Genomic DNA, 12270 nt, shown 5'->3' with positions numbered 1-12270 from the left:
GGAGGGCTTGACGGCAAGAACCGCAAAGTCTGTCCCGAGCAACCGCGACCCTACATGACCATACCGCCGTCCACCACGAACACCTGACCGGTCACATAACTGGTCAAGTCTGAAGCGAGCACAGCCACCATGCTCGCGATGTCCTCGGCGCTGCCGAGGCGCTCGAGCGGAATGCCCGCACTGAGCGCAGTGCGCGCCTCCGGTGTCATCGCCGCCGTCATATCGGTGTCGATGAAGCCGGGGGCCACCACATTCGCCAGAATGTTCCGCGATGCCAGCTCCTTGGCGATCGACTTGGTCATGCCGATCAAGCCCGCCTTGCTCGCCGCGTAATTCGCCTGCCCCTTGTTGCCGATCAAGCCGACCACGCTGGCGACGTTGATGATGCGACCGTAGCGGCGCTTCATCATGCCGCGTGAAGCGGCACGGCAGGTTGCGAAGGCTCCACGCAGATTCGCGTTGATCACGGCGTCCCAATCGTCGTCCTTCAGGCGGATCAGCAGATTGTCGCGCGTCAGACCGGCGTTGTTGACCAGAATGTCCAGCTGTCCGAAGTCCTTTTCGACCGCGTCGACGAGCGCGATGGCCTGCGCCGTCTCCGACACGTCGGCCGCGTACCCGCGCGTTTCGACACCGGTTTGGGCCGCTATTTCCTGCGCGGCGGCGTCGGCGCGGGCCTGATCACGTCCGGTCACCGCCACGCGAGCGCCGGCCGACGCCAAGGTACCCGCGATAGCGCGACCAATGCCGCGGGTGGAACCGGTCACCAGCGCCACGCGCCCGGTCAGGTCGATGCGAAGTCCGCTCATGAAACCGTCGTAAGATTGCAGTTCGTCAACGTCAGGCGGGCACGCTGGCGAGGCTCAGCAACTTTTCGACCTCGGCAACGGTCCCGCACGAGAGAGTTTTCACCGACGGGGCGAGACGTCGCAGCAGCCCGGTGAGCACCGCACCGCTACCGATTTCGACGAACGTGGCGTCGGGGTACTGCTCCACGAGCCGGCGACTGACGCGCGTCCACTGGACCGGCGCAGTGAGCTGCTGCACCAAAAGATCGCAAGCGGCGCTCGCCGACGTGACGGGCGACGCGTTGACGTTGGCCACGACCGGCACCTGCGGATCATTCCACGATTCCGCACGGAGGGCATCGCTGAGTCCCGCGACGGCCGGCTCCATGAGCGGCGAGTGGAAGGCACCGCTTACCGGCAGCGGGAGACAACGCTTGGCGCCGGCTTCTTTGGCCAGCTCCATGGCGCGCGCGACTCCGGAGACCTCACCGGAAATCACGACCTGTTCATCGCTGTTGTAATTGGCCGGCACGACGAGCCCGCGCTCGGCGGTGGCCTGTCGGCAGATGTCGTCGATGGGCGATGTAAGCGCGCCCAAGATCGCGGCCATGGCACCGGGCCGGGCGACCCCCTGCTCGTACATGAGCGTGCCGCGCCGTCGCACGATGCGCGCCGCGGCGGCGACGTCGATGGCACCGGCTAGATGGTAGGCCGAGAACTCGCCCAGCGAGTGACCAGCCGCCGCACGCACGTGGGGGCCGATCGCACTCTTCACGACGGCCCACACCGCGGCGCTGTGCGCCAGCAGTGCTGGTTGGGCGTTCAGAGTGCGGGTGAGCTCGTCCGCCGGCCCTGCAAAGGCGAGTGTGGAGATGGACGCCGCGACGGCGTCGTCGACCGCATCAAACACCTCGCGGGCGACCGGGAAGGCGTCGGCGAGATCCTTGCCCATGCCCACCTTCTGCGACCCCTGACCCGGCAGCAGCAGCACGTATTCCATGTCGTTCCGGATATCGAGTTCGGAGTGCGTGCCGCTCAGAAGCGAGCGACCAGCGATCCCCACGTGAAGCCGGCACCGAAGGCCGCGAAGAGCACGGTCGATCCGTCTTTTACGCGCCCTTGCTCTACCGCATCGCTGAGCGCGATCGGGATCGAGGCCGCCGACGTATTGCCGAAGCGATCGACGTTGACGAACACCTTGTCCATCGAAATACCGGCGTGCTTGGCAGTCGCCTCGATGATGCGCACGTTGGCCTGATGCGGAATGAGCAGATCGACGTCAGCCGCCGTGAGGCGCGCGCTGTCGAGCGCGCGATCGGTGGCTTCGGCCATCGATCGCACGGCGTGCTTGAACACTTCTCGGCCGGCCATGCGTACATAGTGCCGCTTCTGCTCGAATACTTCGGGCGAGAACGGCTCCGCGCCGCCGCCGGCCGGACGCCACAGCAGTTCGGCGAGCGCGCCATCAGAGCGCATAAACGAGGACAGCACGCCCTTGGTACTTCCCCGCTCCTTGTTGCGGCGCAGCACGGTCGCACCGGCGCCATCCGCAAACAAAATGCAGGTATTCCGATCGGTCCAATCGACGATCGTGCTGAGCTTCTCGGCGCCGATCACGAGTACCGTGTCGGCCGATCCGCTCGCGATGAGCGACTCGCCCATGATTGCGCCGTACAGCCAGCCCGAGCAGGCGGCCGAGATGTCGAAGGCCGCCGCCCGCGTGCATCCGAGCGCCGTTTGAATCTCGACCGCCGTTGCCGGCAGTAAGTGATCGGGAGAGGCAGTGCCGAGGATGATGACATCGATCTCGCCCGGCTGCACGCCAGCGCGCGCCATGGCCATACGCGACGCATCGGCGGAGAGCGACGTCAGCGTCTCGCCGTCTTTGGCAATGTGACGCTGCTTGATGCCGGTCCGATCGACGATCCACTCATCATTCGTTTCGAGCCCCATCGCTGCGATGTCAGCGTTGGTCATGATGTTCTTCGGCACGGCGTGACCCGTGCCGGCGATGTAGGCAATCGGACGCTTCATGCGGCGTTCCCGGACGTAGTAGGCATGGTATCAGAGAGCCGACGACCGATCTCGTCGGTCATGCCCGACTCGTAGGCGCGCAGCGCGACCATGATGGCGTTCTCCATCGCGCGTGGCGAACTCTTGCCGTGCGAAATGATGCTGACGCCCCGCACACCAAGCAGCGGTGCCCCACCCTGCTCGTCGACGTCGAGCTGCGTGAGCGAGCGGGCGATTTCGCGAGCGTCGAGCGCGGCAACTTTCGCAACCATCCCGATAAGCATGGGTCCGATACTCTCGTAGAACTTGAGCAGCACGTTCCCCGTGAAGCCATCGCAGACCACGACGTCGATGACGCCGCGATCGCAGCGTCCATTGGGAATGTCACGTCCCTCGACGTTGCCGAGGAAGTTCAGTCCTGAGGCGAGGAGTCGCTGATGCGCGTCTTTCACGGCGGCATTGCCCTTCTCGGGCTCTTCCCCGACGGAGAGGAGACCGACCGCCGGATTGTCGCGGCCGAGGAGCGCACGCGCGTAGACGGTGCCGATGCGCGCGAACTGCACCAATTCCTCTGGCGAGCAATCCATGTTGGCGCCAGAATCGAGCACCAGGATGGGATCTTTCGCGGTCGGGAAGATGGTACCGATGGCCGGGCGCGTCAGTCCCGTGTGCAATTTCAGGTGCACGAGCGAGGCGGCCATTTGCGCGCCGGTGTTGCCGGCCGAGACGAAGCCGTGCGCGTGACCATCGGCGACACGCTTGATGCCGACGACCATGGAGCTGTTCGTCTTGCCGCGGAGGGCAACGGACGGCTTGTCGGTCATGGCAATAACGTCAGGCGCCTCGACGATCGCGATTCGATCACGGACGCGCGCCAGCGGGGCGAAATCGCCGCGCAACAGCGCGTCGAGTTCCGCCTCGATGACCGAGGTCTGCCCTACGAGTTCGATGTAATGCTGCGGGGGCAGCGCTCCAAGCGCTTGGAGTGCGCCAGCGATGGGGGCCCGGGGGGCAAAGTCACCCCCCATGGCATCCACGGCGATGCGCGCCAAACTTACGCTTCCTGCGCAGTTACCCGCTGCTCACCCGCATAAAACCCACACTCGTTGCACACGCGGTGCGGGCGCTTCATCGTGCCGCACTGCGGGCACGACTGAATGACGATGGCGGGCGCGACCTTATGAGTGTTGCGGGCGCGCTTCCGCCGCTTAGATGTGCGGCGCTTCGGTACGGCCATGGGACTCTGACCTGAACGTTCGAGACGAGAAGAACCGTTTAGGCGTCGGAGCCACGCAGATCGCGCAGTCCGGCCCAACGGGGATCAGTTGTTGGAGCACACGTGCATGCCCCTGTATTGCGATCGGCACCACAGGTCGCGCAGAAGCCAAGACAATCTTCCCGACAGAGCGCGAATGCCGGAACGGCCAACAGCCATTCCTCGCGCACCGCCGGACGGATATCGAGCTCTCGCGCCCCAGCGGGGATCGGAAACACGTCCTGTTCGTCTGCGTCATCGAGACCCGACTCCGCAAACAACATATGCACGTCTTCCGATACAGCGACCGTCACTTCGGACAGGCAACGCCTGCACTCGGTGACTGCCGCCCCTTCCAGCCGGCCGCTGAGATAAAAGCGACCGTGACCTGCAGCAGAGAGTCGGCCGGTTACGTGTACACCGGCACCAGCCGGGCGCGTGTCGTCCGCCTCCCACACCGGATCCGATGTGTCGAGCACTCCGTCCACGCTCTCCGCACGGGCTTCCAGACTCCGGATGTCAAAGCACAGCATAGCCGTGTAACGTAGAGCGGGAGCCCCTCAGACACAAGGGCTCCCGCTCCCTTTTCCCACCCGAGTCGGTACGTCCAAGTAACGCGCCGACCGTGAGTTAGCCGATCACGCTGTTCAGCTCGCGAGGACGTCCGTGCCGGCAAAGAAGAACGCCGCTTCGATCGCGGCATTCTCGTCGGAGTCGGACGCATGAATCGCGTTCCGTCCCTTCGATTCGGCGTACAGCTTCCGCACCGTACCCTCAGCCGCCTCGGCCGGGTCGGTGGCGCCGATCACGGTGCGGAGCGTGGCCACCGCGTCGTCGCGCTCGAGCACGAGCGGCATGCACGGACCGCTGGTCATGAATTCGACGAGCTCGCCAAAGAAGCCGCGCTCGCGGTGGACGCCATAGAACTCACCCGCCTGCGCAGTGGTGAGGTGCATGACGCGCGCTGCCTTGATGGTGAAGCCCGACTTCTCGAGCAGCGCGATGATGAGGCCGGCCTTGCCATTGGCGAAGGCGTCCGGCTTGACGATGGTAAGAGTGCGACGACCAGCCATGTGTCAGGATCCGATCAATTTGCGAACGATGTCCCCGCGCGTGAGAAAACCGACTAATCGGTCATCCTTCACGACAGGTACCCGGTCGACGTCCTTGTTGAGCATCAGGGACGCCACCTCGGCGAGCGGCTGCTCAGGCGCCACACACAGGACCTGACGGGTCATGATGTCGCGCACCGTGCGCCGCGCCGCGGCTGGCGGCTGGAGTGCGTTGACACCCCCGGCGCGCGGAAGATAATGGCTCAGGAGATCCCGCAAGAGCTCACGTTCACTCAACATGCCGATGACCCGGTTCGATTCGTCCACCACGGGGAGCCCGCCGAGTCCGGCCCGCAGCATCTCGAGCACGGCGCTCCGGAGCGGTGCTTCGGGTCCGACGGTCCGCGGACGCTCAGACATCAACTCCCGGACAGTCAGTTGGGCCGGAAGCTCCTTCCCGGTGAACTGGGCGAGCGCCACCAGCTGCGCCGGGGTCTCCGCGGCCAGCGCCGCGGCCACGGTCGCGGGATTGGACAGCACGCGGACGAGCGCGCTGACCACCTGGAGATGCCGCGCCATCTGCCTCGGCGGCGCGCACACCAGCACCACGAGGCGTGCCCGCTGTAGTTCGTTGTCGTCGAGCACGCGCACTACATCCTTGGGGGCGACGCCGATGGACACCACCAGGTCCCGAACGGCATCGGTGCGGTAGTGCAGAACGAAGGCGCGGTCCGCGAGCCCCACGATGTCCTCGCTCCGGGCCTCCTCGATCCGCTCGCGCAGCAGGTCGGCATTGGAGAGCGCCCCGCTCTCGTCCAGCGATACGCAGAGGGCTTCCGCCGCATCGGCCACGGTTCCCGCCGTGAGCGGCATGATGACGCGCGAGGCGACGAGGAGATCGGCGAGGCGTTGGGGCGTGATTGGCATAGGTGGAATCTGCGCCCGCGCGGGCGCGCCACGCAGGGGGGCGCGCACAAGAAAGCGGGGCGGATCACGACGCTCGTGATCCACCCCGCTCCGAACCATACGGCTGGCCCGATTACGCCAGACGCGCCTTGATCAGGTCGACGAAGTCCACCGGGCGCTGGGCCACGCCCATCCCGGCAGCCAGGAACGACTCGATCTTCTCGGCAGCCGTGCCTTCCGATCCAGAGATGATCGCACCGGCGTGCCCCATACGACGGCCCGGCGGAGCCGTCTGACCGGCAATGAAACCGACCACCGGCTTCTTCATATGCGCCTTGATGAACGCGGCAGCCTCCTGCTCGTCGGTGCCGCCGATCTCACCCATCATCGCAATGGCCTTGGTCTGCGGATCCGCCTCGAATGCCGCGAGGCAATCGATGAAGTTCGTGCCGTTGATCGGATCGCCGCCGATACCGACGCACGAGCTCTGGCCGATGCCGGCCTTCGTGAGCTGGTTGACGATTTCGTAGGTCAGCGTGCCGGAGCGGCTGACGACGCCGACGTTGCCCGGCATGCAGATACGACCCGGAATGATGCCGACCTTCGACTGGCCTGGCGTGATGAGCCCCGGGCAGTTCGGGCCGATCAAACGCGCGCCGTGTTCCTTCACGTACGGATACACCTTGGTCATGTCCAGCACGGGCACGCCTTCGGTGATGCAGACGATGAGCTTCACGCCCGCCGCCGCCGCTTCCATCATCGCATCGGCCGCGAACATCGGCGGCACATAGATGACGGAGGTGTTCGCGCCGGTAGCCTGCACGGCGTCATAGACCGTATCGAAGATGGGCACGGTGCCTTCGAACGTCTGACCACCCTTGCCCGGTGTCACACCGGCCACGACCTGTGTGCCGTACTCGATCATCTGTTTGGCATGGAACGAGCCGTCACGGCCCGTGATGCCCTGCACGATCAGCTTGGTGCCGTTGTCGATGAAGATGCTCACGCGGCACCTCCCTTCGTCGCAAGTTCCACCGCACGCTGCACGGCGGCATCCATGTCGTTCGACGCCGAGAAGCCGTTGTCCTGCAGGATCTTCACGGCAATCTCCTCGTTGGTGCCGGTGAGACGGATCACGATAGGCACCTTGAGCGGATTCGCCTTGGTCGCCGTGACGATGCCGTTGGCCACGTCATCGGTGCGCGTAATGCCGCCGAAAATGTTGAACAGAATGCACTTCACGTTCGGATCGGACGTGATGATGCGCAGCGCGTTCACGACCTTCTCCGGGTTCGACGAACCGCCAATGTCGAGGAAGTTGGCCGGATCACCGCCGTAGTGCTTCACCAAGTCCATCGTGGCCATGGCCAGGCCGGCGCCGTTCACGACGCAGCCGACGTTTCCATCGAGCTTGATGAACGTGAGGTTCGAATTGCGCGCATCGACTTCGCTCGGCGCTTCTGACGATTCGTCGCGCAACGCGGCGATATCGGGGCGGCGATCGAGCTCGTTGTCATCGATGACCATCTTGCCGTCGACCGCAATCAGTTCGCCCGTCGGCGTCAGCACGAGCGGATTGATCTCAGCGAGCGAGCAGCCGGCGTTCATGAACGCCGTGTACAGCTGCTGCATGATCTTCGCGGCCTGACGCGCGAGCTTGACGTCCTTGAACAGGAAGAAGCCCATGCGCATCGCCTCGAACGACAACAGGCCATACCGTGTGTCGACCGGGTGATACAGGATCAGCTCCGGCGTGCTGGCCGCCACTTCTTCGATGTCGATACCGCCGGCCGCGCTCACCATGAACACCGGCTTCTTGGTCGCCCGGTCGACGATGATACCGACGTACGCTTCAGAGCCGATGTCGGCCGCAACGGTCACGAGGACCTTCTCGACGACGAGATCCTTGATCGTCATACCGAGAATGGCAGTCGCTTTCTCCTTCGCCGCTTCTGGCGTCGGGCAGAACTTCACGCCGCCGGCCTTACCGCGGCCACCAGCATGCACCTGCGCCTTCACCATCACCGCTGCGCCATAGCGCTGCGCGATGGCTTCCGCCTGTTCCGGCGTCGTAGCGATCTCGCCGGGCGGGATCGGCACGCCGGCCGCCCGCAACAGCTCTTTCGCCTGATACTCGTGTAGGTTCACGCGTTCTCCGAATCGAGGAATGTCAGCGGTTCAATGCTAGGTGGTCGTGTCCGACGACAGCAGCCCGCCTGTCGCGCGAAGCGCGCCCGTACGTGCCAGGCACCGTGAACCGGCGATGCCCACCACGGCCGCGTTCATTGCGGCGGTCGTTCCAATACGCGGCCCAGACTATCAAACGCTGCACCGAACTTTGCCCAATCGCCACGTCGAAGTGCTTCGCGCATGGCGGAGTACCAGCGGCGGGCCGCATCCGACGACCCGCCCTCGTCTCCTGAGCCTGCCGTCGGCGCCAGCGGCATCGGGATATCGCCCATCCGTCCCAATGCTTCGACCAATGTGCTGCCGACTCCGAGGCGCACGCCGTCGGAGGCCACGAGGCGGGCGATGATGGCGCTGCCTTCCGCGCGATTCCAGAGCAGAGGCTGCACCAGTAGCGGTCCGGTCGGCGTCATCACCGTGGTGACCCGCCCGGCGCGAATACGCGGTTCACGGCGGGTGCCGTCCGGCATCGTGTTGCGAGCGCTGTCGAGCGCCGCCTGCATTCGCTCGGTCACCGCTCGCCACCGCTGCCGGGGGACCGTGGTCGAGTCCCACCAGGTCTGCCGAGAGATACCGCCGCTCACGGTCACGACACCGCCGATCTGGTCCCCCCCATCAAGGAGCGGCACGCTCCACGCGACCAGTCGTTCGCTGTCGTTGCCGATCCAGTGCGGCGGTGGGGTGCCGCCGACCAGCGCACTATCCGGCAGCTGTCGGAGCACCGTTCCCTCGAGTCGGGAGCCAAAGCGCGCAAACGTCTTGATCTGCGCCACGGCGCTCTCACTTGCCGGCGGTAGCTGCGCCACGAGTGCCGGAGGTAATTCGCCCGGCGTCGCGAACAGCGACGGCAGCCGTGTTATCCACGTCCGTGTCCGGGCGTCCGGCCGGGGTGCTGCCACGAGCCGGACACGTCCAGTGGACGCCTCGACGACGGCGGTCGCGGCGAGGCGGAAATAGCTGTACACGCCCGTCGCCAGCTGCCATTGCTGACTCAGCGGATAGCGATCCGACGCGCTGTACAGCTGTAGCGTCCAGTACAGGCGCCCCTCGTGAACGATCGGTAAGACGTCGTTTCCCTGCACGAAAATCGGCGCAAGACGCTCCACCCGCTCGCGCACATCGCGATGCGTCACGAGCAACGGCTCCACGGCGACGGTGTCCACATTGAGCAACGAGAGGTCGCGGAGCGCCCACGCGTGCGCGATCCGCGCACGCAACGAGGCCAACGATACGCCGCGCACTCCACGGGCGTGTTCGGCATCGATCAGCCGTGCGCCGCGCAGGCCGGGGCCGACAAGCGGCTCGTCGCCGGCGTAGTCGTCGGACGTTTGCGCGAACTCGACCTGGCTGTCACGCACGGTCGGCTTCGTGGCGTCGACCGCCGACACCAGCCAGCCCTCGGAGCTGCCGACGGGTCGACGCACGACGAGCGCGGTGGTACGATCGCCTACGACGGTCCATCCCAATGGCGAGACGTCGACCATCGGCTGATCGGAAGGCGCCTCGTCGCGCGCCTCGCCCTCGGGCGCACGGGACGCCGGCATGGCGCTCGCCAGCGTGCCACGATCCCACAAACTGAGTCGCGTCGGCAGGGCAGCACGGTCCACACGCGTCAGCAACGCCGCACCGCTATCGCGATGCACAACCCGCATGCCCTCGACGTCGAATGCGCGTCGGCTGTACAGCGCGCGGGACGCGAAGTAGTCGAGATCGCGGGTGGCGGGATTACCGAGGAGACTCGTGCGACTCAGCACGGCGGGTGCGGCGTGCCGCAAGCCCAGCGCGGCAATCAAGATCGCGGTGAGCGTGAGAAACGCAGCACGCAGCTGACCGACCCAACCTGTCCGAAACACGACGAGCGCGGCGAGGGCGCTGCCAAACGACAGGAGGTAGTCCATCCGCAACGTGACCCGATGATCGACCTTGAGGAACATTCCGTCAGGCCCACTGCCCTGTCGCAGCAGGTCGAAGGCATCGAGACGGTAGCTCCAAGCCAACAGTAGCAGGACGACGGCACCCAACACGCTGAGGTGACGCCGCACGTGCGTCGACGCAGCCACGCGACGGCCTTCCATGCGAAGACTTCGCGTCAGAGCGTAGAGCACGACGACCAACGCCGTCATCGACACGACGCTCACGAGCGACCAGAGGTAGAGCGTCTCTTCGATTGGCAACCAATACAAGTAGAAGCCGAGATCGCGCCCCAGCACACCTTCGATCTCGCCGAACGGCAGTCCGTGGCGCAAAAGCGCGAGATCCACCCAGTTGGTGAGCGGAACCGCGAGCACGCCACCGACCAGAATCGCCAGGACCACCGTCACAGCGAGCAGCCGCTGTCCCGAGATCATCGCGGTGAGTTCGAGATTCGCTACGCGTGACGGCACGGCGACCGCCACAATCGTCCGGCGTACCGCGTGCAAGTTGGCAAATGCGAACAGCGTACCGACGACCCAGGCCCCGCCCTGCAGGATCGCGGTGTCGATGACCTGCTCCCAGAACAGTGCGGCTAGACCCATCGCGGTGAACCACGCGTGGTCGACGAGCAGCGCCGTGACCGCGCGCCCCAGCAGGAGCAGCGCGGCGGCGATCGCCAGACCCAGAACCAGCCCGCTGCGGGCGCCCATCTCAGCGACCCCTTCGCGCGATCAGAGCGAAACGCCCTGAGTGTGCAGCCATCCTTCCATCGTGTCGCGGATCTCGGCCAATCGTTCGGCCGAGCTGGCTTCGAATCGCGCGACGATCACCGGTTGCGTGTTCGAGGCGCGCAGAAGTCCCCAGCCGTCACCGAACAGTACGCGAACGCCGTCCACGTCGATCACCTCGTGGGTGGCCTTGAAATGCGCGGCCGCCCGGGCGACGATCGCGAACTTGGATTCTTCGTCGGTATCGATGCGCAGCTCCGGCGTGGACACGAACGGCGGAACATCGGCCAGCAGCTCATCGATGCGCGTGCCGGAATCGGCGATGATGCGCAGCAATCTTGCGGCCGCGTACAAGGCGTCATCGTGTCCGTAGAAGCTCTCGGTGAAGAACATGTGCCCTGACATCTCACCGGCGATGGGCGCATGCATCTCCTTCATCTTATCCTTGATGAGAGAGTGACCCGTCTTCCACATGACGGGTATGCCACCGGCCTTCTCAATGCCGTCCATCAACGCCTGCGAGCACTTCACATCGAAGATGATCGGCTGACCGGCACCGGTGCGGGCAAGGACGTCCCGCGCGTAGAGAATGAGAATATGATCGCCCCAGATGATGCGACCGTCGCGATCAACGACGCCGATGCGATCGGCGTCGCCATCGAAGGCCACGCCGATCTCGGCGCCACTCGCCTTCACTGCCGAAATGCAGTCCTCGAGGTTCTCGGGAACCGTCGGATCGGGGTGATGATTGGGGAACGTTCCATCACTTTCGGTGAACAGACCGATCCCGTCGATACCGAGCGCGGTCATCAGCTGCGGCGCGACCAGTGCAGCCGCTCCGTTGCCACAGTCGTACACGACCTTCAGCGTCGATCCGTCGGGGCGCGTGATCCGACCGACCCGCGTCGCGATGTCGCTGACGTAGCGGTCGATGACCGGAACATGTCGCACCGTACCGGCGCCGGACGGAAAGGCGCCGCCGGTGATCAGCCGGTACAGCACCTGGATCTCTTCACCATGCAGCGATCCTGTGCCGACGCACATCTTGAAGCCGTTGTACTCAGGCGGATTGTGCGAACCGGTAATCTGGATGCCGCCGACCACGGGCTCGTGATGCAGCGTCCAATACAACAGCGGTGTCGGGACCACGCCCACGTCCACAACATCGACACCGCACTCGGTGAGTCCGCGCACGAGCGCGTCGCGCAGCGCATCGCCACTCGGCCGGTTATCGCGTCCGACCGCTACGGCGCCCGTGATGCCGTTGGCGTCGAGATAGGCCGCGTAGCCGCGTCCGAGTCCGTAGGCCACTTCTTCAGTGAGGTCGGTACCCACGATGCCGCGGACGTCGTACTGCCGGAAGATCGTCTGACTGATGGACATTATCGTAGAGTGACGAAAGTCGGGGAAGAAATCACGCCGTGCGC

General features: G+C 65.3%; 12 protein-coding genes. All 12 read right to left on the bottom strand.

What is annotated here, in order from left to right:
- Positions 1–50: 50 nt before the first annotated feature.
- The 12 genes from fabG to HKW67_RS05805 all read right to left on the bottom strand — a co-directional run bounded on the left by fabG (position 51) and on the right by HKW67_RS05805 (position 12226).
- Complete coding sequence (gene fabG / locus HKW67_RS05860; protein WP_171224494.1) at positions 51–809, bottom strand: 3-oxoacyl-[acyl-carrier-protein] reductase; 759 nt, start codon at positions 807–809, stop codon at positions 51–53.
- Between the two features lie 31 nt (positions 810–840).
- Complete coding sequence (fabD, locus tag HKW67_RS05855) at positions 841–1788, bottom strand: ACP S-malonyltransferase (protein WP_171224493.1); 948 nt, start codon at positions 1786–1788, stop codon at positions 841–843.
- 35 nt (positions 1789–1823) lie between these two features.
- Complete coding sequence (locus HKW67_RS05850) at positions 1824–2822, bottom strand: beta-ketoacyl-ACP synthase III (RefSeq protein ID WP_171224492.1); 999 nt, start codon at positions 2820–2822, stop codon at positions 1824–1826.
- Complete coding sequence (gene plsX / locus HKW67_RS05845) at positions 2819–3853, bottom strand: phosphate acyltransferase PlsX (RefSeq protein WP_206044619.1); 1035 nt, start codon at positions 3851–3853, stop codon at positions 2819–2821. The genes HKW67_RS05850 and plsX overlap by 4 nt, the downstream gene beginning before the upstream one ends.
- A gap of 2 nt (positions 3854–3855) precedes the next feature.
- On the bottom strand, positions 3856–4038 hold the full coding sequence (gene rpmF / locus HKW67_RS05840) for a 50S ribosomal protein L32 (protein ID WP_171224491.1): 183 nt from the start codon (positions 4036–4038) through the stop codon (positions 3856–3858).
- Between the two features lie 38 nt (positions 4039–4076).
- Positions 4077–4589, bottom strand: coding sequence for a YceD family protein (locus HKW67_RS05835; RefSeq protein ID WP_230981131.1), 513 nt, complete (start codon positions 4587–4589; stop codon positions 4077–4079).
- Between the two features lie 114 nt (positions 4590–4703).
- Positions 4704–5129, bottom strand: a complete 426-nt coding sequence (ndk, locus tag HKW67_RS05830) for a nucleoside-diphosphate kinase (RefSeq protein ID WP_171224489.1) — start codon at positions 5127–5129, stop codon at positions 4704–4706.
- A 3-nt stretch (positions 5130–5132) separates the two neighbouring features.
- Complete coding sequence (locus HKW67_RS05825) at positions 5133–6035, bottom strand: CBS domain-containing protein (protein WP_171224488.1); 903 nt, start codon at positions 6033–6035, stop codon at positions 5133–5135.
- Between the two features lie 112 nt (positions 6036–6147).
- Positions 6148–7020, bottom strand: a complete 873-nt coding sequence (sucD, locus tag HKW67_RS05820) for a succinate--CoA ligase subunit alpha (protein ID WP_171224487.1) — start codon at positions 7018–7020, stop codon at positions 6148–6150.
- Positions 7017–8162 carry an ADP-forming succinate--CoA ligase subunit beta gene (gene sucC, locus HKW67_RS05815; protein WP_171224486.1) on the bottom strand — a complete coding sequence of 382 codons (1146 nt, stop codon included), beginning with the start codon at positions 8160–8162 and terminating at the stop codon, positions 7017–7019. Before sucC ends, sucD begins: the two co-directional genes overlap by 4 nt.
- Positions 8163–8296: 134 nt before the next feature.
- Positions 8297–10825, bottom strand: a complete 2529-nt coding sequence (locus tag HKW67_RS05810; protein WP_171224485.1) for a UPF0182 family protein — start codon at positions 10823–10825, stop codon at positions 8297–8299.
- 21 nt (positions 10826–10846) lie between these two features.
- A complete protein-coding gene (locus tag HKW67_RS05805; protein ID WP_171224484.1) occupies positions 10847–12226 on the bottom strand; it encodes a phosphomannomutase/phosphoglucomutase in 1380 nt (459 codons plus the stop codon).
- Positions 12227–12270: the final 44 nt, after the last annotated feature.

The organism is Gemmatimonas groenlandica, assembly GCF_013004105.1.
GTDB classification, from domain to species: Bacteria; Gemmatimonadota; Gemmatimonadetes; order Gemmatimonadales; family Gemmatimonadaceae; genus Gemmatimonas; species Gemmatimonas groenlandica.
The sequence above is the reverse complement of the archived record's forward strand: the minus strand, read 5'-3'. Positions and strand labels throughout refer to the sequence as shown.